We start from the raw sequence: 20,465 nt of genomic DNA on the forward strand, positions 1-20,465 counted from the left end.
AAAGGAGGAAATGAAAGTGGCTGAAATTAAAGTCCCTGAATTAGCAGAATCGATTACAGAAGGTAGTATCGCACAGTGGGTAAAAAAAGTGGGCGATCGCGTTGAAAAGGGTGAATTCATCGTTGAACTTGAAACAGATAAAGTAAACGCTGAAATCATATCTGAAGAAGCAGGAGTTTTAACTCAAATTTTAGCTGAAGAAGGCGATACTGTACTTGTAGGTCAAGTAATCGCAGTTGTAGAAGCTGGCGAAGGTGCAGCACCTGCTCCAGTTGCAGCAGCTCCAGTTGAGGCAGCTCCAGCTCCAGCAGCACCACAAGCAGCACCTGCTCCAGTTGCAGCAGCTCCAGTTGTAGTAGAAACTTCTGGTGAGCGTGTAATCGCGTCTCCAGCAGCACGTAAACTTGCTCGTGAAAAAGGTATTGACCTTGCTGCTGTATCTCCAGTAGATCCACAAGGCCGCGTACGTGTACAAGACGTTGCAGCTCATGGTACAGCTCCAGTTGCAGCACCACAAGCAGCTCCAGCAGCACCTAAAGCAGTAGCAGCTGTTGATGATTCACGTGTGACAATTGAAAAAATGAGCCGTCGTCGCCAAACAATTGCAAAACGCTTACTTGAAGTAAAACAATCTACAGCAATGTTAACAACATTCAACGAAGTAGATATGACAAACGTTATGGCTTTACGTTCTCGTAAAAAAGACCAATTCTTCGAGTCAACTGGCTCTAAACTTGGTTTCATGTCATTCTTCACAAAAGCTGTAGTAGCAGCACTTAAAAAATACCCATATGTGAATGCACAAATCGTTGGTGATGAAATTCACTTAAACAACTTCTTCGATATCGGTGTAGCTGTATCAACAGAAGAAGGATTAGTAGTACCAGTTGTACGTGACGCTGACCGCAAAAACTTTGCAGAAATTGAAGATTCAATTGCAGATCTAGCGAAAAAAGCACGCGACAAAAAATTAGGTTTAGGTGATCTTCAAGGTGGCTCATTCACAATTACAAATGGTGGAGTATTCGGTTCATTAATGTCTACACCTATCATGAATGGTACACAAGCTGGTATCCTTGGTATGCATACTATCAAAAAACGTCCAGTTGAAGTGAATGGTGAAGTTGAAATTCGCCCAATGATGTACTTAGCACTTTCTTATGACCACCGTATTATCGATGGTAAAGATTCTGTAGGCTTCCTTAAAACTGTTAAAGAACTACTTGAAAACCCAGAAGATTTATTATTAAATTCTTAATTCCCGAGTTTCTTAAAACCTTGCGAACTTTGTTTCGCAAGGTTTTTTTCTTGTGTGGAATATTTGAGGAAGAGAAGGTTAAAGTAATCGGAGCGACGGATAAAGCAATCGATACGACGGAATGAGGATCCAGAATGACGGATAAAAGAGCCGAAGTGACGGTAAGAAAACGAAGCGACGGATAAAGCAATTGATACGACGGAAAGAGGAGCCGGACCGACGGATAAAAGGGTCAAAGTGACGGAAAGGAAGTAGAACGACGGAAAGAAGGGCCGAAGCGATGGATAAAGCAATCGATACGACGGAAAGAGGAGCTGGACAGATGGATAAGAATCAAATCAATGGACAGGTTATCTCACCGCTTTCGAAAGCTTCACCAAGTTGCATATAGTATAAAGGCTATTATTTTTATTGATTAACAATTTCTTTTGAATTAATAGAAAGTATGTTAAGTATTAATTATTTGCGGATTTTCTTTAAAAAGGATAAAAAACCCTAATATTGTAATTAGTCAGAAAAGTGATGAAATTATCTTGACGAATAAGTTAGTTTTATAGTAGTATCTTAATAATCAATTAAATATTCAAACCTCACATTTTTCTATTGTGAGGTAGAGGCGCGGTATTTATTAGTTCATTGTTGAGTACAAGCAAGCGAAGACGCAATGAAGAAGGAACTATCGCCGAAGTGTAAAAGGAGCTCGTACTTTTATGCTGGGCCTGCAGTGAATAAGTGCAGGACTGTCCTAGTGGATTTTTCCAGGTTTACTAGGTTGTGCTATCTCGGAATGATGGAATTATAGTGAGGATTTGGGCAACTGTTGAAAAGTAAGACCTAAGTTCAGAGCTTAGGCTTTTTTAGTACAGTTGTCTTATTTTTTTACAGAAAAAGGGGGAGTTTTACATGAAAAGAAATTGGTTAGTAGTAATGTTGACCGTAGTGACTGCAATTTTGCTAGCTGCATGTGGTACAAGCGACAAGAAGGAGCCATCGTCATCTAGTAATGAGGGGGGCAATACGAACAACGAGGAAGCTGGCGGCGAATTCCGTATCGGAATGGAAGCAAGTTATGCTCCGTTTAACTGGACGCAGCAAGGTGATGCAAATGGTGCAGTAAAAATTGCCGATAATGCAGAATATGCAGGCGGTTATGATGTACAAATGGCGAAAAAAATAGCTGAAGGCTTAGGAAAAGAATTGGTTATCGTAAAATTGGAATGGGATGGCTTAGTACCAGCTCTACAATCAAATAAAATCGATGCTATCATTGCAGGTATGTCACCTACTGAGGAACGGAAGCAAACGATCGACTTCACAGAAAACTACTATACGTCTGATTTTGTAATGGTAATTAAAAAAGGTAGTAAATATGAAAAAGCAACATCTATCCAAGATTTCTCTGGTGCAAAAATTACATCACAGTTAAATACATCTAACTACACTGTTATTGATCAAATCAAAGAAGTAAAAAAACAAACAGCAATGGATAGCTTCCCAGCGATGCGAGTAGCATTAGAGGCTGGAAAAATTGATGGCTATGTAGCAGAACGTCCAGAAGGTATTTCCGCTGCTGCTGCAAACGATAAATTAACATATGTAAAATTTGAAGAAGGCTTCGATACAGACATTTCAAATACATCGATTGCAGTTGGTTTACGTAAAGGTGATGCAAACCTTGAGAAGATAAATGAAATCTTAAAAGGTATTTCTGAAGATGATCGCCAAAAAATTATGGAAGAAGCCATTCACCAACAACCAGCAGCACAATAATATGATTGCGCGGGCTAGCTACTAGTCCGTGCAATAGCATTATATTAGAATCTTACTAAATTATTATAATGTCTTAGCTAAATGTTTCATAAGATAAAAGAAACAGGGGCCCAATGAAAATGGTAGATAGCTAAGACGATTGTAACGAAAAAGCAACACGACGTTGTTAGGAGGAACATCATGAGTCTTGAATGGATTATTTCTATTGTTGAGAACAACTGGCAAATGTTTTTACGAGGTGCGTATTATACATTACTTATTTCGATTTTTAGTACAATTATTGGTGCACTTATCGGATTTTTCATTGGAATTATGCATACCATCAAAGTTCGTAAAAAGGGAGTAAAATTTTATAGCTTGAAATTCATTAATTTTATACTAACTTGCTATGTCGAATTCTTCCGTGGTACACCAATGATTGTACAAGCAATGGTTGTATTTTACGGATTAGATATAGCATTTGGTATTGATATGCACTTTATTACGGCAGGTATTGTAGTTGTTTCACTAAATACAGGTTCTTATATGGCAGAAATCGTACGAGGTGGAATTGTTTCTATTGATCAAGGGCAGTACGAGGCTGCATCTGCTATAGGTATGAATCATGTTCAAATCATGCTACATGTTGTATTACCACAAGTTGCCCGAAATATATTGCCGGCAACAGGTAACCAATTAATTATGAATATTAAAGATACAGCAGTTTTAAACGTTATTGGAGTTACGGAATTATTTTTCCAAACAAAGTCGATTGCAGGTAATAACTTCCGCTACTTCGAATCCTTCTTCGTAGCATGTGTCCTTTATTTCATCATGACATTCACAGCATCAAGAATTTTACTGTATATAGAAAAACGGCTGGATGGACCAGATGCCTACCAAAAAGAACAGAAAGAAGCAGTATAGGGGGCTAATAAATGACAGTTATTAAAATAGAGCATTTAAGTAAATCATTTGGGCGTAACGAAGTGTTAAAGGATGTAAATTTTCAAGTAGAAAAGGGCGAGGTTGTCTGCTTAATCGGTTCTTCAGGTTCAGGTAAATCAACATTACTACGCTGCATTAATTTACTGGAAACACCAAGTGGCGGTCAAATTATTTACAAAGGTGAAAATATTTTAGATGAAAAGCATAATATCCAAGAATACCGTACACATTTAGGCATGGTATTCCAGCAATTTAACTTATTCAATAATCATAATGTCCTAAAAAATTGCACAGTTGGTCAAATGAAAGTATTAAAGCGTTCGAAGGCAGAAGCCGAGGAAGTTGCGCTAAAATATTTACAAATTGTTGGTATGGATCAATATGTCAATGCGAAGCCTCGGCAGCTATCTGGCGGTCAAAAGCAGCGTGTAGCGATTGCGCGAGCATTGTCAATGAGCCCAGAAGTAATGCTGTTTGATGAACCGACGTCAGCTCTTGATCCAGAAATGGTAGGGGAAGTATTAAAGGTAATGCGTCAGCTAGCGGATTCGGGAAATACGATGTTAATCGTTACACATGAAATGGAATTTGCCAAAGAAGTAGCCGATCGCGTTGTCTTTATGGATAAAGGTGTTATTGTAGAGGAAGGCCCACCAGCACAGGTTTTAGTAAACCCTCAGCATGAACGGACAAAAGCGTTTTTAAAACGGACATTAAAATAACAAAAAAAATAAGTACAAACGAATTTTATTAATAGTCAATATATAATGTGTAACAATGAAGCTGAACTAAATTTGTTCAGCTTTTATTTGTGATTAAGATATAATCTGGGCCACTCCGATTAACGATCACTCTAGGAACTTTCTTCCACTGGTAGCGTCAATTTTATGCAGTTAAGGAGATAGTATTTTGAAAAAATTATGGATTCTATTTACCGTAACTAGTGTTCTATTACTTGGATGTTCGCAAGAAAAAAGCTAAAACGTATGGGTTGATTCATCAACACAAAGTCAAAAAATGATTGATTTAGCGATAGAAAGGCTTACTGATGCCGAGGTTGATTTCATTATTGATGAAAATGGTAGTGTTTTAGTAAATGAAAAAGATATGGATAAGGTTTTAATGTGCTGTACTTAAGCTAATGGGATTATTCTTCAAGATTATTTTAACTTTATTGAAACGAAAACCACGAAATTCAGTCTAATTTTTTAAGGAGTGATGATAATGAAAAAATTTAGCTTAATTTTATCTCTCATATTTTTATCAATAGGGTTATTAGGCTGTCAAAAAAGTGGTAATGAAGAGGAACTCGATAAAGAGATTTCAAAGTCAAACGAGGACATAACAAATAAACCTACAATCATAGGCGAAATTGTTCGAATTGAAGGTGGAAGATTTTTAGTGGAAGACAAAACTGAAAAATTATCTGATGATAGACCATATGCGATATGGTTTTCAACATGAAATTGAATCTTTAAAAGAAGGACAAAATATTTCTGTTTGGACAAACGCAATTAAGGAAAGTTATCCCGCACAAGCAGATGCGAAAAAAATTGAGATGAATGAGTAATATGAGAGATTAAACAAGTAAGGAAACTTCCATGAAAAAATTTTTTATTGTAACTTAAACTTTCAAGTCTCCGTAAAGAATATCAAAGTAAAATGGCATGAGCGACTGATGAGCCTGTTCTCTTTTAGCCTTTCGAGCTGCAGTCCGTAATACTTCTTATAATAATTGAATGACTTTTAAAAATAAAAACGTACACTACTAAAATTGAATTTAGTAATGTACATTTTATTTTTTTACAATAGCATAGGATCCTTTATTTTCTAGAATTCCATTCTGCGTATAAAATAAAGCAAATTGCAAATGCAACGGCCAGGATAAAAAACCATTGCGGTACACCACCAAAGCTCATGTTAACACCTCGAAGTAAATTTTTTTATTAGGTATCTCCATTCATTTAGACTCCCATCTCTGCATGTATTGGGATGAGAGCTACAGTGAAATATCTACTGAATGAAGACATGTCCTCAGACGCATTGTTTATCTGTGCGACAGCACCTATTACGCCAATGAGAAATGGATATGGGTAAAAAAATGGATAGTTACGGAGAAAATATGGTCATCTATGGTTTTTTTCTCCACAAGCGGACAAAAATATTATAAAATAAGCTGTATACATTAGCTTCGTGCTAGTAAAGAGAGGTAGAGAGATTATGTTACATTTAAAATGGAAAGATGCTTCAACAGTACGTACAGTTACTTGTAAGCATACAAATGCATCAAAATATTTAGTGTCAAACGTATTAACAGTAGGGCAACAATATGATGTGAAAAATGAAACAGAAGAGTTCGTTTTTATTATCGATAACACTGGTAATATTGGTGGCTACTATAAAGATTATTTTGAATAAGCAAATCAATTTCGCGTTGGTGTAATTGAGTCCGGTTTTTCATTCAATAGGTTTGAGTGAAAACCAAAGGGTGGTTCAGATGATTTCTGAGCCACCCTTTTTTGTTGATTAAACGGAATCATCCCTGCTTAAAGGTTTTTAATTCAGCAACTTCTTGTAGATGCTCTTTTTCCTGCTCAGTAGCTGTATGAAGGGCGAAGACATCTTGGATAGCTGACTTCAGCTCATGCTGTGTTTCTTTGAATTTTGATACTTGCTGTGCAAAGGAAGGGCTCGTAAAACGATCATTTGCACGAGATAATTTTTCCTCTAGCTGCGCGTAGCGATGATCCATATGCATAGACAACATCATAGCTAACTGATTTTTCCAAAGTGGAATAAGGGTAACGATTGAAAATTCTATTTTTTCCGCTAGTGTTTGATTGGACTGTTGGATCATGCGTATTTGTGGCGCAGTTTGTAAGGCAACTTGCTGCGATACTTGTAAGTCATAAATACGTTGATCTAGACGTTCGATTTGAGCGGCAAAATCATTTAACTGTTGGACAGCTAGTGGTTGTTTTGATGCCTGTACACTTGTCACTTTTTCTGGAAGTTCTACTTCAATGGCTTGCTGCTTCTTCATTTGTCCAGCTACAATAGCAGTCGCTAACTCTTCAAAGTATCCTCTATTATGAGCATACAGTTCTTCTAGCATTTCTACATCTTTAATCATTTGAAGCTGTGCACGTTCAAGTTGAACACCAATTCGCTCTACTTGGATACTAGTACGTTCAAACTCCGTTAATGTTTGCTTAACAGTAGGCTCAATTTTACCAAACATTTTTTTAAAAAAGGACTGTTTTTTTGGTTCTAATGCGTTAGGGTCCACTCGGTCTAATGTATGCATTAACGAGTCTAGCATTTGGCCGATTTTTGTGACGTCTTTTTGTTTTACTTGTGCAAGCATTCGATCAGCAAATTGAGAAAGTGATCGTTGCGAATCTTGCCCTAAGGACAGGACTGATTCGAAGTTTGTTAGGTCAAGCTGACTAGCATATAAAAGTGCACGACTTTGTGCAAGAGGCGATAGCGTTTCATACGTCGCCATCGTCTCATTATTTGTAGTCTCTAAATAAGATTGCACAAGAGGGGAAATACCTTGTATTGTATTTAGTTGAAATGCGTGATCATTTGCCGTCACTTATCATCGCCTCGCCACTCCAATTGTTCTTTTCGTCGTATATTGGAACGATTCGCAAATTCGATTTCCATTTGAAGATGGTCGATGTCGTTAGAAAGTGCATCTTTTAAATCAATTTGAATCGTATCATTTAATTCTGTAAGTGTTTCTCTTGTTTTAGATAATGTAATTTGGATTTCCTTATCTTTCACAGGCTGCCTTGATAACATCGTATATTTATCCGTTAATTCAACAGCGGATGGGAGATGTGCATAAAAAAACTGTTCAACATTATAAAATTTTCGTGGATCTGTTTTAACAATTTTCACGATATTTTTTGAAATACGTGTCATTTCGAGTAATTGCTTAAATGCAGAAACAGAACGTACACGTAAGTAGTTTTGGCTTAATGTTTGGATGTTTTTATTGGCTGCTTTAAGTTGAGTTTCAATATGTTTGTATTCTTCTTTTGTTATACCGGCTAATTGCATGAATTTCTTTTTCTGTCTATGTTTCAACAACGTCGTACTTGACGCGTATGTTCCAGCGAACAATAAACTACCAAGTAAGTATCCTGGTGTTGCCGCAAATGCTGCAATAGAAACAGTTGTGATAGAAAATAAGAGGCTAGCGGTATGTCTAGAGAAAAACTGTCCGACACTGAGCATGTTTCTTCCTCCTAGCATTTAAATATGTCTATCTTCTTATACGAAATAATCGACATAAAGTTTCAATGAAAAATAAAGCTTACATAAATTTTACTGCTATTTGTAAAGTTTCTCAATGATATTACTTTAGAACAGGGAATTTCCTTATCTTTTTAATAGGCACAGTGGAAAGAAGTCGGACCAACCAAAAATCGACATCGTTAGTTCCAGATACTCATTGAGTGGTTGAAAACTTTAACTATCAAAGATTTTTTATTATTGCATAATCAATTCGTAGCTATTCATATAATTCGCAAATTGTTTGTCTTGCTTCACTTTCGTACAAATTTTAACGTTATGAATTCTCAGTAGTTTGAATGTCATTTTGTGTTAGTGAAACGTTTAATATTTGATTTTTTGTGAGTGATGAGGATCGAACATATAAAATAAAGTAGAAATAATAAAATTTTGTTAAAATTTGAGAATATGGGGATTGTTAAGTAAAAAAATATTTTTTATATAAAACTATTTACACATAGTGAATATGGTGATATAAAAGGAGAATGATAATTGTTATCAAATGAATTGATGGAGGCTTTCAAGTGTTTTTTAAGTGTAACAAAAAGACGATTGGCTTACTAATGGTTGTTTCAATGCTTTTCTTATTAGTAGGTTGCAATTCAAAAGAGGCGTCAAATAAAGATGCAAAAGATGTAACAGAATCAATCAGTATCAAACATGAAATGGGGACGACAGAAGTTCCGACAAATGCTAAAAAGATAGTTGTTTTAGAACTTTCTTTTGTGGATGCTTTACAAGGTGTTGGTATTACACCAATTGGTATTGCAGATGATAATAAAACGGATATGATTGAGAAGCTTGTAGGCGAAAAAATAAGCTACACTTCTGTTGGTACTCGTGAACAGCCAAACTTGGAAGTTATTAGCTCACTTCAACCAGATTTAATCATTGCGGATGTACAACGTCATAAAAACATTTATGAGGACTTACAAAAAATAGCGCCAACGATTGAATTGAATAGTCGTGAGTCAACATATACAGAAAATATTGATTCATTCAAAACAATTGCGAAAGCTGTAAATAAAGAGGCTGAAGCTGAGAAACGCCTCAAAGAACACGATAAGAAATTGGCTTCTTTAAAAGCTGAGTTAGCTGATGAAAAAGGAAAAAGTATTTTAACAGCAGTTGTTCGTGATACTTCTTTCCAAGGACATGCTGCTTCTTCTTATGATGGTGAACTTTTAGAGACTTTAGGCTTTGAAATCGCTGCAAAAAGTAATGAAGCTTATGTGGAAATCAACTTAGAGCAACTTTCAACAATCGACCCGGATATTTTAGTGTTAGCGCAGAATGAGGGAAAATTGGTGATTGATGATTGGAAGTCAAATCCTCTTTGGGAAAATTTAAAAGCTGTAAAAGAAAACAAAGTTTTTGTAGTAGATCGCGATTTATGGACTCGTTATCGAGGGGTTATTTCATCTGAAGCAATTGGTGATGACCTTGTTAAACAATTAAAAGATTAATTTCTTTCCTAAAAGCGAGAATGTTGATAATACAACATTCTCGCATTACTTATTTTTAGATATGTTTTCAGTTAAAGGTGTGATACAAACAATGGGTTCTAAACGAACATTGAATATATGGGTCGTTACAATTTTAAGTCTATCTTTTCTTTTAATTGGTTTATTTTTACACCTCAGTGTTGGTTCGACTATTATGAACATCCATACTATTTTTAATGCAATCTTTCAAATAGATCAATCAAGAGAAACAACGATTATTCAAACACTACGTTTACCTCGAACAATACTTACGGTGATGGTAGGGGCTGCATTAGCAGTAGCTGGCGCATTGATGCAAGCTATTACACGAAATGCACTTGCTTCTCCAGAAATCTTTGGTGTCAACGCGGGTGCCTCATTAGCAGTAGCATCTGCTACACTGCTATTTGCAACACTGAGTCCATCCATGACCGTGTATGCAGCGTTTATCGGTGCATTGCTAGGAGGGCTAACAGTATATGTATTCGCCTCTGGAAGGAAAATGACACATGTCAAACTAGCACTTGCTGGAACAGCGATTCATCTTTTCTTTTCTTCTATTACACAAGCTATCGTTATTTTAAATGAACGCGCAACCGATGTGCTTTACTGGCTTGTTGGATCTCTGAATGGGAAAGATTGGACACATGTACAAGTTGCATCGCCGTGGATCATTATAGGACTGGCAATTGCCTTTTTACTCTCGCGTTCATTTTCCATATTATCATTGGGAGAAAGTATGGCGTCCAGTTTAGGGGAAAGAGTCCAATTGATTCGCCTAATTGGAGGGTTACTAGTTATTATGTTGGCCGGTTCTTCGGTTGCAGTGGTAGGTCCAATTAGTTTTATTGGTTTAATTGTACCTCATATTACACGGAAACTTGTCGGTCCGGATTATAGCCGGGTCATTCCAATTTCGGCACTTTTAGGGGCAACTTTATTATTATATGCAGATATTTTGTCTCACTTTATCGTATATCCTTATGAGTCACCGGTGGGAATTGTTACTGCTCTAATAGGCGCTTCATTTTTCTTGTATTTAGTAAGGAAGGAGCGACTTATAAAGCAATGATTAGAAAGAAAAAGCCTAATTTACTTATTAGCATCTGTGGAATAATTTTGCTCGCATTTTCTTTTATTAGTTTAGGGATTGGTTCAATATCAATATCACCTATCGATATTTTTTATACATTAATAGGACATTCTAGTGATAATTCTTTCATTTTGTTTAACTATCGTTTACCTCGTATGATTATTGCGATTATCGTGGGAGCATCTTTGGCAGTTGCAGGAGCAATTTTACAAATAATATTGAAGAATCCACTAGCTTCTCCGGATGTTGTTGGTGTCACAAAGGGAGCTAGCTTATTTGCAGTTGCCTCCATGATTTTACTACCTAATGCTTTGACAATCATGTTGCCTATATCAGCACTTTTAGGAGCGGTCACTGTAGCAACGATTCTTTTAGTTTTTGCTTATAAGCAAGGAGCAAAAACGCACTCCTTTGCTTTAATAGGGATAGCATTAAGCGCGATATGCCAAGCGGGTATTCAATTTTTCATTGTTAAATTCCCTGATAATGTTAATACGACATTGCTTTGGCTTACTGGGAGTTTATGGGGACGTAGCTGGAACGAAATCATGTTCTTAATCCCTTGCCTTATTTTGGTACCGATCATGCTATTATTTGCTCGAAAATTAGAGATTTTAGGATTGGGAGATAAGGTGGCGTCAAGCCTAGGTGAAAATGTGCAATTATTACGTTATAGTTTCCTTTCTGTTAGCGTAATTTTAACAGGTGCTTCTGTAGCAGTTGTCGGATCAATAGGCTTCATAGGATTAGTAGTGCCACATCTTTCTAAAAGGCTTGTTGATACAAACGCACGTAGATTTATAATAATGTCAGCTATTTTAGGAGCCTTATTTTTATTAGTGGCTGATACGTTAGGAAAAGGACTTATGCCACCAGTAGAAATTCCAGCTGGAATCGTTACAGCTCTCATTGGTGCGCCGTATTTTCTTTATTTACTTAGACGTGAAAAAAATAAGTGAAAGGAGTATCGACTTTTATGACACAACTATCAGCAGAAGAATTAACACTGAATTATGAATCAAATACGATTATAAATGGAATCAATTTAAACATTCCAAAAGGGAAAATATCGATCATCATTGGGGCGAACGGGTGTGGAAAATCGACGATTCTTCATGCCTTAGGTCGTTTGATGAAACCTAAACAAGGTAGTGTCTATCTAAATGGGAAAAACATTCATCAATATTCTCCGAAAGAAGTAGCAAAGCAACTCGCCTTTTTAGCGCAGTCACCAGAAATACTGGAAGATTTAACAGTAGAGGAATTATGTCTATATGGACGTCACCCACATAAAAGCTTGTTTGCACGTCATTCAGATAAAGATAAGGCAGTAGTGGAAGAAGCATTAAAAGCTACAAAAATGGACTTATTAAAAGATCGAACATTAGATGCATTATCTGGTGGTCAGAGACAACGCGCATGGATTGCTATGGCATTAGCGCAAGAAACAGATGTATTACTACTTGATGAGCCAACAACATATTTAGATTTAGCACATCAAATAGAAGTACTTGAATTACTTCGTGCATTAAATCAGAAGCACAAAAACACAATAATAATGGTGCTTCATGACTTAAATCAAGCAGCGAGCTACGCAGATTATTTAATTAGTATAGCGGATGGGGAAATATATCAAGAGGGAACGCCTAATGATATTTTTACAGAAGAAATGATTCAACATGTATTTGGACTCAATTCAAAAATTATCGAAAGCCCTGTTAATCAAGCCCCCATTTGCATTCCAATAGGTGTTATTTAAATTAATAGTTTCATTTGAAATAAAAAGATTGAAGCAGTCGTTTTCAATCTTTTTATTTTTTTGCTATTTGAAAAAGCGTCTTCAAATACACATTACGCCTTTGCTAAGTTTAATCGTAACGCTTAAAATGCTTTAATTGTTCTGGCGAAAGAGTTGTCCCATCTATTGTATAATACTCAAATTGCCCTATATGGTCTTTATCATGAGCAAAATAAATATAGACGACATTTGTTTCATCAGAAAAAATAACATTCACCCAATAACTAGGAAGACCTGCAAAGTGCCAATTACATTCAATAGATTGGATAGATTCCTTCCGATACGACATATCTTCGATCAAATAGTTTTCGATTCTTTTTTCATAAAGACGCTTTTTGATATGTACTGTACAAAATGGTGCAAGCAACATAATGATTATCCCAACGATCAAAATTTTTTTCATTCGCCATCTCCCTAATCAGTTCTACCTATTTTCGTTTCTAATAATTATTATATTGTCTTGTCGTTTATAGATAGTCCTTTATATTTCATATAGTCACATCTAACTATATGTAGTTTTTTAATTTCATTTGAAAGAGATTAATATTGTTTAATAAGATAAACAACATTATAATAGTGTTAATTATATCCAATTCTTGGGATACTTTCATGTAGAAGAAAGGGAGTCTGCCATATGCTAAAGAACACAAAGAATGTTGAGATATTGGAAACTAAAATTATTTTAGAGAAATATAAGGAAAATATAGAATCAATTCAAAAATCATTAAATCAACTAGAGTTTGAAGTTAGTCATTTGCAAAGTGAAGGTTTAGTTGAATTAGAAAGGTTAGCAAATGAATTAAATATGTTGCAGCTACTTTCAACGAGTATAAAATTTAAAGCTAATAATCTAAACTGTAATAACAATAAAACCATTGTGTCATCAATAACTGAATAAAATAGTGAGATCAAGTCACATCCAATTTGAATTAGGTTTATAATATGCTTCATACTTTCAATTGTTACATATTCTGAGGGAGATAGATTCAAGAAGTGTGTTATTACTAGCGTGCAATAATAAAGAAGCTAGACTACATAATGACTTAGACTAGTAACTACAGTTTCTAACTGGAAAGAGCATAGGATATATCTTATCTCATGAGAGGAAAATTTGGCCACTTTAGGACCGATAGCAAGGCGCCACACTCACAACGAGTAGTGGCTTTTTATTTTACATGTTATTACATTATTAAAAGGGCCACCGAAGGGTAGTGACCCTTAGAAAGAAAAAGATATATTATTTTGAAAAATTCATTAAAGGTTTGAAGTTCATAATTGTCATGTTATGGATTAAATATCTATGAAATATGTCAGGTACGTTAATACGAATTATACAAAAACGCTGCACCGATAATAATTAGGAGAATAAAAAGAACAACAAGTAGCGCAAATGCTGAACCGTAGCCAGATCCTCCATTACCATAAGATTGAGACATAATAATTCCCTCCTTTCTGTAATTTATAATATGTATAGTTTTATATGGGGGGTGAGATATCTATCATAGGTTGTCTTAGAAAAAGATTTAACATCCTTCCAGGGGTATCCATTAACCTCGGAAGGAGAGCGAATACCCGCGGAGCAAAGCAATACCCGCGGAAGGAAGGCGAATACCCGCGGAAGCAGGGTAAATACCCGCGGAGCAAAGCAATACCCGCGGAAGCAGGGTAAATACCCGCGGAAGGAAGGTAAATACCCGCGGAGCAAAGCAATACCCGCGGAAGCAAGGTAAATACCCGCGGAAGGAAGGTAAATACCCGCGGAAGAAGAGCAAATACCCGCGGAGCAAAGCAATACCCGCGGAAGCAGGGTAAATACCCGCGGAAGCAAGGTAAATACCCGCGGAAGCAGGGTAAATACCCGCGGAAGCAAGGTAAATACCCGCGGAAGCAGGGTAAATACCCGCGGAGCAAAGCAATACCCGCGGAAGCAGGGTAAATGCCCGCGGAAGCAAGGTAAATACCCGCGGAAGGAAGGGAAATACCCGCGGAAGCAGGGTAAATACCGCGGAAGCGAAGAGAATACCCGCGGAAGGAAGGTAAATACCCGCAAAAGCAAGCAAGACAATAGGCGTGGGAGTTTACTTTCGAAATTCATTGTAGGTAGATAAATAATTCATAATGACTAAACATTTATTGTTTGCAGGAGACAACAATTAGTACAAGAACTTCATACTATTCTCTTTATGAGTGACATCCGCTAGAGGATTTGGTCACTCAGTCGTGTGTTGTCAACACCGCTGACGCCCCGCTTTCGCTACGTAACTCACTTACTGAAGGAATTTAAACAATTTTGTTCGGTATTAGTCCATATTGGCAGGAACTTTTGGGCATGTAGCAGAAGATACTATTATTGTATGTAATAGTAGGTTTTGTGATCATGAATAGTATAAGCAGTATACATACAAAGGTGGTTCATTTCTTCAACTTATTTTGTAAATAAATCCAACTGTAATATCAAAAAGTCTAATTTGAAGGAGACCAAAGTTATGAAAATATCGAAGGGAGTAGAAATGCTCCATATTGAATTTCATGGACATATTATTCATCCAACTCTTTTATGGGATCAAGAAATGGCTGTTTTAATAGATACTGGATTCCCTGGACAAATGGAAGATTTACGCGTGGCTATGGAAAAGGTAGGAGTGCCGTTTGACAAATTAAAAGTTGTCATTTTGACGCATCAAGATATAGATCATATAGGTAGTCTTCCTAATATATTACAGAAGTATGGAAATACTATTAAAGTATATGCTCATGAACTGGATAAGCCATATATTCAAGGGGATTTAACTCTGTTGAAGGATGGGCACCTAAAGGATCTACCAAAGGGCAAGGTGGATGATATTTTGAAAGATGGTCAAGAATTACCGTATTACGGTGGGATTCGCATTATTCATACTCCAGGGCATACACCTGGCCATATCAGCTTGTATTTGAAAGAAAGTAAAACACTAATTGCTGGAGATTCGATGTACAGTGTAAACGGAATAATTGGGGGAATTCATATACCGACAGCACTTGATATAGATGAAGCGCGAAACTCTTTGAAGAAATACCTAGAACTCGACATTGAATCTGTGATTTGTTACCATGGAGGACTGAGTAAGGATAAAATTAATGAGCAGATTCAAAAAGTAATTTCAGAACCTTAGTTAATTAAATCGTAAAAAGCCACTATGTATACTTGAGAAGTATAGAGTGATAAGAAGGGAAGTATAAAACTATGGATTTCGAAACTGTTATGCAGGAGCTTGAAGCACTCGGTAAGGAACGATCTAAAAAAATGTATATATCCAATGGTGCACATGAGCCTCTTTTTGGTGTTGCTACAGGTGCTATGAAACCCATTGCAAAGAAAATAAAAAAAAATCAACAATTAGCTGAAGAGCTTTATGCTACAGGTAACTATGATGCAATGTATTTTGCAGGCATTATTGCAGACCCAAAAGCAATGACTGAATCGGATTTTGAACGTTGGATAGATGGAGCGTATTTTTATATGCTATCTGATTATGTAGTGGCAGTAACATTATCAGAGTCAGATATTGCCCAAGAGGTTTCTGATAAATGGATTGCAAGTGGTGACGAGCTAAAAATGTCAGCGGGTTGGAGTTGCTACTGCTGGCTTTTAGGGAATCGCAAAGACAAAGATTTTTCTGAAAGCAAGATTTCCAATATGCTTGATATGGTGAAAAGTTCAATTCACGATTCACCAGGGAGAACAAAATCTGCTATGAATAATTTTCTATCCACAGTTGGGATTTCGTATTTGCCACTACATGAAAAGGCGATCGAGACCGCAAAGGAAACAGGTGTAGTAGAACTTAAAAGGGACAACAAAAAAACAAGTTTTTTAAATGCTTACGAAAATATTCAAAAAGAAATGGATAGAGGAAGAATCGGTTTCAAACGTAAGTATGTAAGATGTTAAAATTAGCTTTGCATTGAGTATTAATCCAAATAAATAACATTCTAAGTCACATCTAACAAGGTGTGGCTTTTAATTTTGCCAGCAAAGTCAGATAGAGGCTTCCACAATCAAAAAGTGTTAGACCTAATTTATATATAAAGATTGAAATAGCGCCATATAAATTACCACAGATTATAAATCAATGACGAAGTGTCCTATATGCGCCTACAATGGCATACAGTGTTTGGAAGCAAACATTTGAAAGGATGTGGAGGCAAATGAAAGTAACGGTTAAAGAATGGCGTGTTATGTCTGATCACAACAAACAATTACTTTTAAATGCGGTAGCGACTAAATAAAACATAGAAAAGAAGAAGAATGAGAACATGCAGCTACAAATATAGCACGTATTAGAAAAAGCAATCGGTGCTAGAAAGTAATAACAATGTTTATAGTTTATCTGCACAAATAATCAATTAAGAGTTGTCCAATAGGCAACATCTCATTTAATGGATAAAATTAATGAAATCACTCTTAAAGGTGATGGCCCTTCATATAGCTGAGAAAATTTAAGACTTAATGGTTTTAATGCGAGTGCGAGAGTGATTCAAAATACAATCATTTAAATGACGTGTTAATTTCCCAATAAAACGAATAAGGTCAAATAAAAAAACAAAGCTCATGCTTTGTTTTTTTGTCTATTGCTTATGATAAGAGGAATAATACATAACGATCCTAGGAGAATGAACAGTATTAAAGTGTTGATTGGATTATCTTTTACAATTGTATCTGCTTGATGTTTTTTTTCAAATGCTCTTACCTCTTCTATAGTATTTACTTTATCATTTGGAAGCAGTTCATTTTTATCTACATCGTAGTAATAAAATCTGTGTTTGTTAAAGGTGAAAAAGTCATCATTTATCGTTTTATATGAACTTGAAATCATCGCTAAGTTCACTTTTTCCGTATCAGTCACTTTTTTTACATAGTTTTTACTTTCTTCTTTAAACAATTCTTTTTCTTTTTTTAATAAGTTAGCTGCTTCACTTTTTACCTTTTCTACATCTTGCAGCGTTGTTGCTTTTTTCAATCCCTCTTCTATTAAGGCTATTTGTTCCATTTTCATTTTTTCTTCAAATTCTTTTGTTTTTTTCTCTAATAATGACTTATCTTCTCTTGTTGTTTTGATGAGCACCGTTTTTGTTTCTTGTGCTAATATTTTGGCGGAATCGTTTTTGTAATTATGAATTTCATTTTTGTTTTTTTCGTTTACTGAATTCTGGTGCTCATCTGTAACGATTTTTGTTGCCATGCTGGCTGATGAAAAGACGATACTCAATATACATACTGACAGTCCGATCACACTTAATTTTTTTATAAATTTCATGTAAATCACCCCGTTCTTTCTGTTATTATCCATGAAATCCGTTATTGCATTTTCTCTCTTTTGTTCAAATGTTTTCTATTTTATGATGAATCAAGAAAATTTATGAAAAATCATAAAGAACAGCTAAAAAACGAGTTCCAATACATTAGGGCAGCAGAATAGGGAAGTGGCATATGCAACCACTTTAGAAATTAATGCTTGTTAGTGCATGTTTTCCGTTATTAAAAGATATATCAAAAGAAGTAAAAACTATGATTAGAAATTAGGTATTTAAAAAGTAAGAGGAATCGAAATAGGGGGGAATCAATGAATCATCAGCGGTTTTTATGGAAGGGGAAAATAAAAAGGACTGGGGTATTATTCCCAATCCTAATTAATAAAATTTAAATTTGGCGCCTGCAACGTCATTGAATTCATTCATTGGCCACAATAGCTAGCTATAATGACGCTACAAAAAAGGAGTAGCCAGATTAAACAATGTCTGAGTCCATGCGTGCATATCCTTTTAAATCATCAAAAAGCTCTAATGCAAATGAATTGGAATCTGCTTGAGGGCTAACACCCTTTTGAACAAAGACTAAAAATTCATCTATCGCTTTTTTGGATCCTTCTACTTCAACCTCAATTTGTTCTTGATCATTAAGTTTACAGTAACCTTTTAATCCTAGCTCAATTGCTTTTTGTTTAATGAAAAAGCGGTAGCCAGTCCCATAAACGTCACCGAAAAATTTAATTAGCGCTCGCTTATTCAAGCTTACACCTCCTAGTGAAGGGGAAAAGTACCCCCTTTGTGCTTAGTGCATAACACGTTCTTGTTCTAAATAGGCAATTAAGTTGTTGATATAATAAAGAACCTGCTTAGAAGCTTGATCTACTTCTTTTAAATGAACTTCAGCTTGTTCGATATTCCCAACTTTATAAGCTTCCGCTGCTAACTTCGCTGATTCGTGGACATGTAAATGATATGCATCTAAATCACGATAATCCTGTAGGTGCCCAAAACGTTCTACTGAGCGAGCAGATGTATACCATTTACCGAGTCGACAATCTGTATGCGATGAAACATCACTTGGTTGGACGTTTTCAAGACCGAGGAACATATTGTAAATTCGCCATTTCCATAAAATATGGTCGGCTTTTGATAATTGTAATAGTGCTATAGATGATAGCTGAACATTATTATTTGCAATAATGTCATTTCGGAATCGATTAATTTCTTTCCCTAATGCGTGAATATCACTAGATGTGTTATGGCTATAATCGCGAATATCATCTTGAAGACTAGAAATTTCAATCATTCTTGCGGATACTTCATCAATAGCTGCTGCTTGCTCCTCTGATATCGCCGCTGTATTTGTAACATCCAGATTAATACCTTCAATGGCATTAACAATCGCATTTAATAATGGTAACGATTCTTTAGCTTCAACGGTTGCTTCTTTTATAATCTCTGTCGTTTCCGTAATCGAGACTGACACGTCATTTGAATAGCTTTTTAAATGATGTACATTTGTAGAGACTTCACTAAGCGCTGATACTGTGCCCTCAGCGAGCTTTCGAACTTCCTGTGCAACTACGGCGAAGCCTTTTCCATGTTCACCTGCTCGTGCTGCCTCAATAGAAGCGTTCAAAGCAAGTAAATTCGTCTGATCGGCAATTTGGTTGATTAACGTTACAACATTTTCAATATCATTTACCCGCTTTTGCAATTCTGAAAAGGACTCAACAATCGTTGTAAATGTCTCTTCAGTTTTAAAGATTTCAGAAAGGGCATGCTCTATGGCATTTTTTCCTTGTACGGCGTGATCAACAGATTCAGTTGTTTTTTCTGAAATACGTGAAGACATTCGTGCAACCTCATTAATAGAAGCAGCAATTTCTTCAGTTGCTGCGGTAGAGGATTGAATTTCCTCATTTTGCTTATCTAAGCTAAATACTAAATCTTTCATATACATGATTTTTGCGTTAACATCCATTAAAGAAGAAATTTCAGCAACTACATTTTCAATTGTACGTTCTGTTAATACTTCAACGAGCAATTCCTGATCAACATTGACTGCAGATTGGAAGGATTTCATGTATTCAAATGCCTTATTAGGTTTCAAACCAAAATTATGTAGTATGTATGTAGTAATATAAAATGCAAATTGATTGAAGACGACGATTAACTTACCGGGCTCATATTGATTTTTTCTGAATAAATTGAAAAATTTAACGGTTTCATCTACATATTCATCATCACGAGTAGCTAAGAAAAATTGAGTTAAGTATCGATTAATATATTCTTCACTAATCGTTAGCTCAGTGGAGAGAGAGATTTCACTTAAATAGTTATTAAAAATAGCGTTCATTGAAGGCGTGATATCGTTTAATTTATTATAAAGAGTTTTTAAATTCTCTTCATCTTGAGAGTTGAAATGGTTAAATGCTAGTGTTTTATTAAAACGGCCTGTAGCATTTAAATTTGTACCACGCTTTAATAATTCATCGAGTTCGGCCTTAGGTCGAATACTTGAAAACATAAAAAAAATAC

Annotated in this window: 22 protein-coding genes and 1 riboswitch; of the genes, 14 read left to right on the top strand and 8 right to left on the bottom strand. The window is 35.8% G+C overall.

From position 1 onward, the window contains the following. The first annotated feature begins 16 nt into the window (after window positions 1-16). The 7 genes from odhB to ACFTQ7_RS09795 all read left to right on the top strand — a co-directional run bounded on the left by odhB (window position 17) and on the right by ACFTQ7_RS09795 (window position 6,373). Window positions 17-1,258: a 2-oxoglutarate dehydrogenase complex dihydrolipoyllysine-residue succinyltransferase gene (odhB, locus tag ACFTQ7_RS09765; RefSeq protein WP_386828353.1), complete on the top strand. Its 1,242-nt coding sequence runs from the start codon at window positions 17-19 to the stop codon at window positions 1,256-1,258. Window positions 1,259-1,861: 603 nt separating this feature from the next. Further along, window positions 1,862-2,046: riboswitch (Lysine riboswitch) on the top strand. A gap of 115 nt (window positions 2,047-2,161) precedes the next feature. Further along, on the top strand, window positions 2,162-3,028 hold the full coding sequence (locus ACFTQ7_RS09770; RefSeq protein ID WP_386828354.1) for a transporter substrate-binding domain-containing protein: 867 nt from the start codon (window positions 2,162-2,164) through the stop codon (window positions 3,026-3,028). A 180-nt stretch (window positions 3,029-3,208) separates the two neighbouring features. Beyond that, entirely contained in the window at window positions 3,209-3,934 is a 726-nt protein-coding gene (locus tag ACFTQ7_RS09775; protein WP_386828355.1) for an amino acid ABC transporter permease, read from the top strand. Between the two features lie 11 nt (window positions 3,935-3,945). Further along, a complete protein-coding gene (locus ACFTQ7_RS09780) occupies window positions 3,946-4,677 on the top strand; it encodes an amino acid ABC transporter ATP-binding protein (RefSeq protein WP_386828356.1) in 732 nt (243 codons plus the stop codon). Window positions 4,678-5,179: 502 nt separating this feature from the next. Next, window positions 5,180-5,419 carry a hypothetical protein gene (locus ACFTQ7_RS09785; protein ID WP_386828357.1) on the top strand — a complete coding sequence of 80 codons (240 nt, stop codon included), beginning with the start codon at window positions 5,180-5,182 and terminating at the stop codon, window positions 5,417-5,419. Next, window positions 5,397-5,525: a DUF3221 domain-containing protein gene (locus ACFTQ7_RS09790; protein WP_386828358.1), complete on the top strand. Its 129-nt coding sequence runs from the start codon at window positions 5,397-5,399 to the stop codon at window positions 5,523-5,525. The genes ACFTQ7_RS09785 and ACFTQ7_RS09790 overlap by 23 nt, the downstream gene beginning before the upstream one ends. 650 nt (window positions 5,526-6,175) lie before the next feature. Continuing rightward, window positions 6,176-6,373, top strand: coding sequence for a DUF6501 family protein (locus ACFTQ7_RS09795; RefSeq protein WP_386828359.1), 198 nt, complete (start codon window positions 6,176-6,178; stop codon window positions 6,371-6,373). A 118-nt stretch (window positions 6,374-6,491) separates the two neighbouring features. On the opposite strand, the gene ACFTQ7_RS09800 is transcribed toward ACFTQ7_RS09795, so the two are convergent. Together ACFTQ7_RS09800 and ACFTQ7_RS09805 are read right to left on the bottom strand one after the other, a co-directional pair. Further along, a complete protein-coding gene (locus ACFTQ7_RS09800) occupies window positions 6,492-7,556 on the bottom strand; it encodes a toxic anion resistance protein (protein WP_386828360.1) in 1,065 nt (354 codons plus the stop codon). Next, on the bottom strand, window positions 7,553-8,203 hold the full coding sequence (locus ACFTQ7_RS09805) for a 5-bromo-4-chloroindolyl phosphate hydrolysis family protein (protein ID WP_349657846.1): 651 nt from the start codon (window positions 8,201-8,203) through the stop codon (window positions 7,553-7,555). The genes ACFTQ7_RS09800 and ACFTQ7_RS09805 overlap by 4 nt, the downstream gene beginning before the upstream one ends. Before the next feature lie 620 nt (window positions 8,204-8,823). Here ACFTQ7_RS09805 and ACFTQ7_RS09810 point away from each other — a divergent pair. The 4 genes from ACFTQ7_RS09810 (at window position 8,824) to ACFTQ7_RS09825 (ending at window position 12,596) form a co-directional block, all read left to right on the top strand. Continuing rightward, window positions 8,824-9,726, top strand: coding sequence for an ABC transporter substrate-binding protein (locus ACFTQ7_RS09810; RefSeq protein WP_386828515.1), 903 nt, complete (start codon window positions 8,824-8,826; stop codon window positions 9,724-9,726). 82 nt (window positions 9,727-9,808) lie between these two features. Further along, the gene (locus tag ACFTQ7_RS09815) at window positions 9,809-10,816 is read left to right on the top strand and encodes a FecCD family ABC transporter permease (protein WP_386828517.1); all 1,008 of its coding nucleotides are present in this window, start codon (window positions 9,809-9,811) and stop codon (window positions 10,814-10,816) included. Further along, window positions 10,813-11,796: a FecCD family ABC transporter permease gene (locus ACFTQ7_RS09820; RefSeq protein ID WP_386828361.1), complete on the top strand. Its 984-nt coding sequence runs from the start codon at window positions 10,813-10,815 to the stop codon at window positions 11,794-11,796. The genes ACFTQ7_RS09815 and ACFTQ7_RS09820 overlap by 4 nt, the downstream gene beginning before the upstream one ends. Before the next feature lie 17 nt (window positions 11,797-11,813). Beyond that, window positions 11,814-12,596, top strand: coding sequence for an ABC transporter ATP-binding protein (locus ACFTQ7_RS09825; protein WP_386828362.1), 783 nt, complete (start codon window positions 11,814-11,816; stop codon window positions 12,594-12,596). A 109-nt stretch (window positions 12,597-12,705) separates the two neighbouring features. On the opposite strand, the gene ACFTQ7_RS09830 is transcribed toward ACFTQ7_RS09825, so the two are convergent. Continuing rightward, window positions 12,706-13,038, bottom strand: a complete 333-nt coding sequence (locus ACFTQ7_RS09830; protein ID WP_386828363.1) for a DUF3139 domain-containing protein — start codon at window positions 13,036-13,038, stop codon at window positions 12,706-12,708. A gap of 231 nt (window positions 13,039-13,269) precedes the next feature. Here ACFTQ7_RS09830 and ACFTQ7_RS09835 point away from each other — a divergent pair, with 231 nt between their 5' ends. After that, window positions 13,270-13,533, top strand: coding sequence for a hypothetical protein (locus ACFTQ7_RS09835; RefSeq protein WP_386828364.1), 264 nt, complete (start codon window positions 13,270-13,272; stop codon window positions 13,531-13,533). A gap of 421 nt (window positions 13,534-13,954) precedes the next feature. Here ACFTQ7_RS09835 and ACFTQ7_RS09840 read toward each other — a convergent pair whose 3' ends face one another. Both ACFTQ7_RS09840 and ACFTQ7_RS09845 read right to left on the bottom strand, forming a co-directional pair. Further along, window positions 13,955-14,071 carry a YjcZ family sporulation protein gene (locus ACFTQ7_RS09840; protein ID WP_349657852.1) on the bottom strand — a complete coding sequence of 39 codons (117 nt, stop codon included), beginning with the start codon at window positions 14,069-14,071 and terminating at the stop codon, window positions 13,955-13,957. A gap of 111 nt (window positions 14,072-14,182) precedes the next feature. After that, the gene (locus ACFTQ7_RS09845) at window positions 14,183-14,587 is read right to left on the bottom strand and encodes a hypothetical protein (RefSeq protein WP_386828365.1); all 405 of its coding nucleotides are present in this window, start codon (window positions 14,585-14,587) and stop codon (window positions 14,183-14,185) included. Window positions 14,588-15,121: 534 nt separating this feature from the next. Here ACFTQ7_RS09845 and ACFTQ7_RS09850 point away from each other — a divergent pair. Next, on the top strand, window positions 15,122-15,787 hold the full coding sequence (locus tag ACFTQ7_RS09850; protein ID WP_386828366.1) for an MBL fold metallo-hydrolase: 666 nt from the start codon (window positions 15,122-15,124) through the stop codon (window positions 15,785-15,787). A gap of 71 nt (window positions 15,788-15,858) precedes the next feature. Further along, window positions 15,859-16,566: a DNA alkylation repair protein gene (locus ACFTQ7_RS09855; RefSeq protein WP_386828367.1), complete on the top strand. Its 708-nt coding sequence runs from the start codon at window positions 15,859-15,861 to the stop codon at window positions 16,564-16,566. A gap of 658 nt (window positions 16,567-17,224) precedes the next feature. Here the strand turns inward: ACFTQ7_RS09855 and ACFTQ7_RS09860 are convergent. The 3 genes from ACFTQ7_RS09860 to ACFTQ7_RS09870 form a co-directional block, all read right to left on the bottom strand. Beyond that, window positions 17,225-17,932 (bottom strand): hypothetical protein, encoded by a 708-nt coding sequence (locus ACFTQ7_RS09860; RefSeq protein WP_386828368.1) that lies wholly within the window; start codon window positions 17,930-17,932, stop codon window positions 17,225-17,227. A gap of 470 nt (window positions 17,933-18,402) precedes the next feature. After that, the gene (locus ACFTQ7_RS09865) at window positions 18,403-18,684 is read right to left on the bottom strand and encodes an acylphosphatase (RefSeq protein WP_197140733.1); all 282 of its coding nucleotides are present in this window, start codon (window positions 18,682-18,684) and stop codon (window positions 18,403-18,405) included. Between the two features lie 42 nt (window positions 18,685-18,726). Next, on the bottom strand, window positions 18,727-20,454 hold the full coding sequence (locus ACFTQ7_RS09870) for a methyl-accepting chemotaxis protein (protein ID WP_386828369.1): 1,728 nt from the start codon (window positions 20,452-20,454) through the stop codon (window positions 18,727-18,729). Window positions 20,455-20,465 lie beyond the last annotated feature (11 nt).

This window comes from Lysinibacillus sp. NPDC056959, from assembly GCF_042674095.1.
GTDB lineage: Bacteria > Bacillota > Bacilli > Bacillales_A > Planococcaceae > Lysinibacillus > Lysinibacillus zambalensis.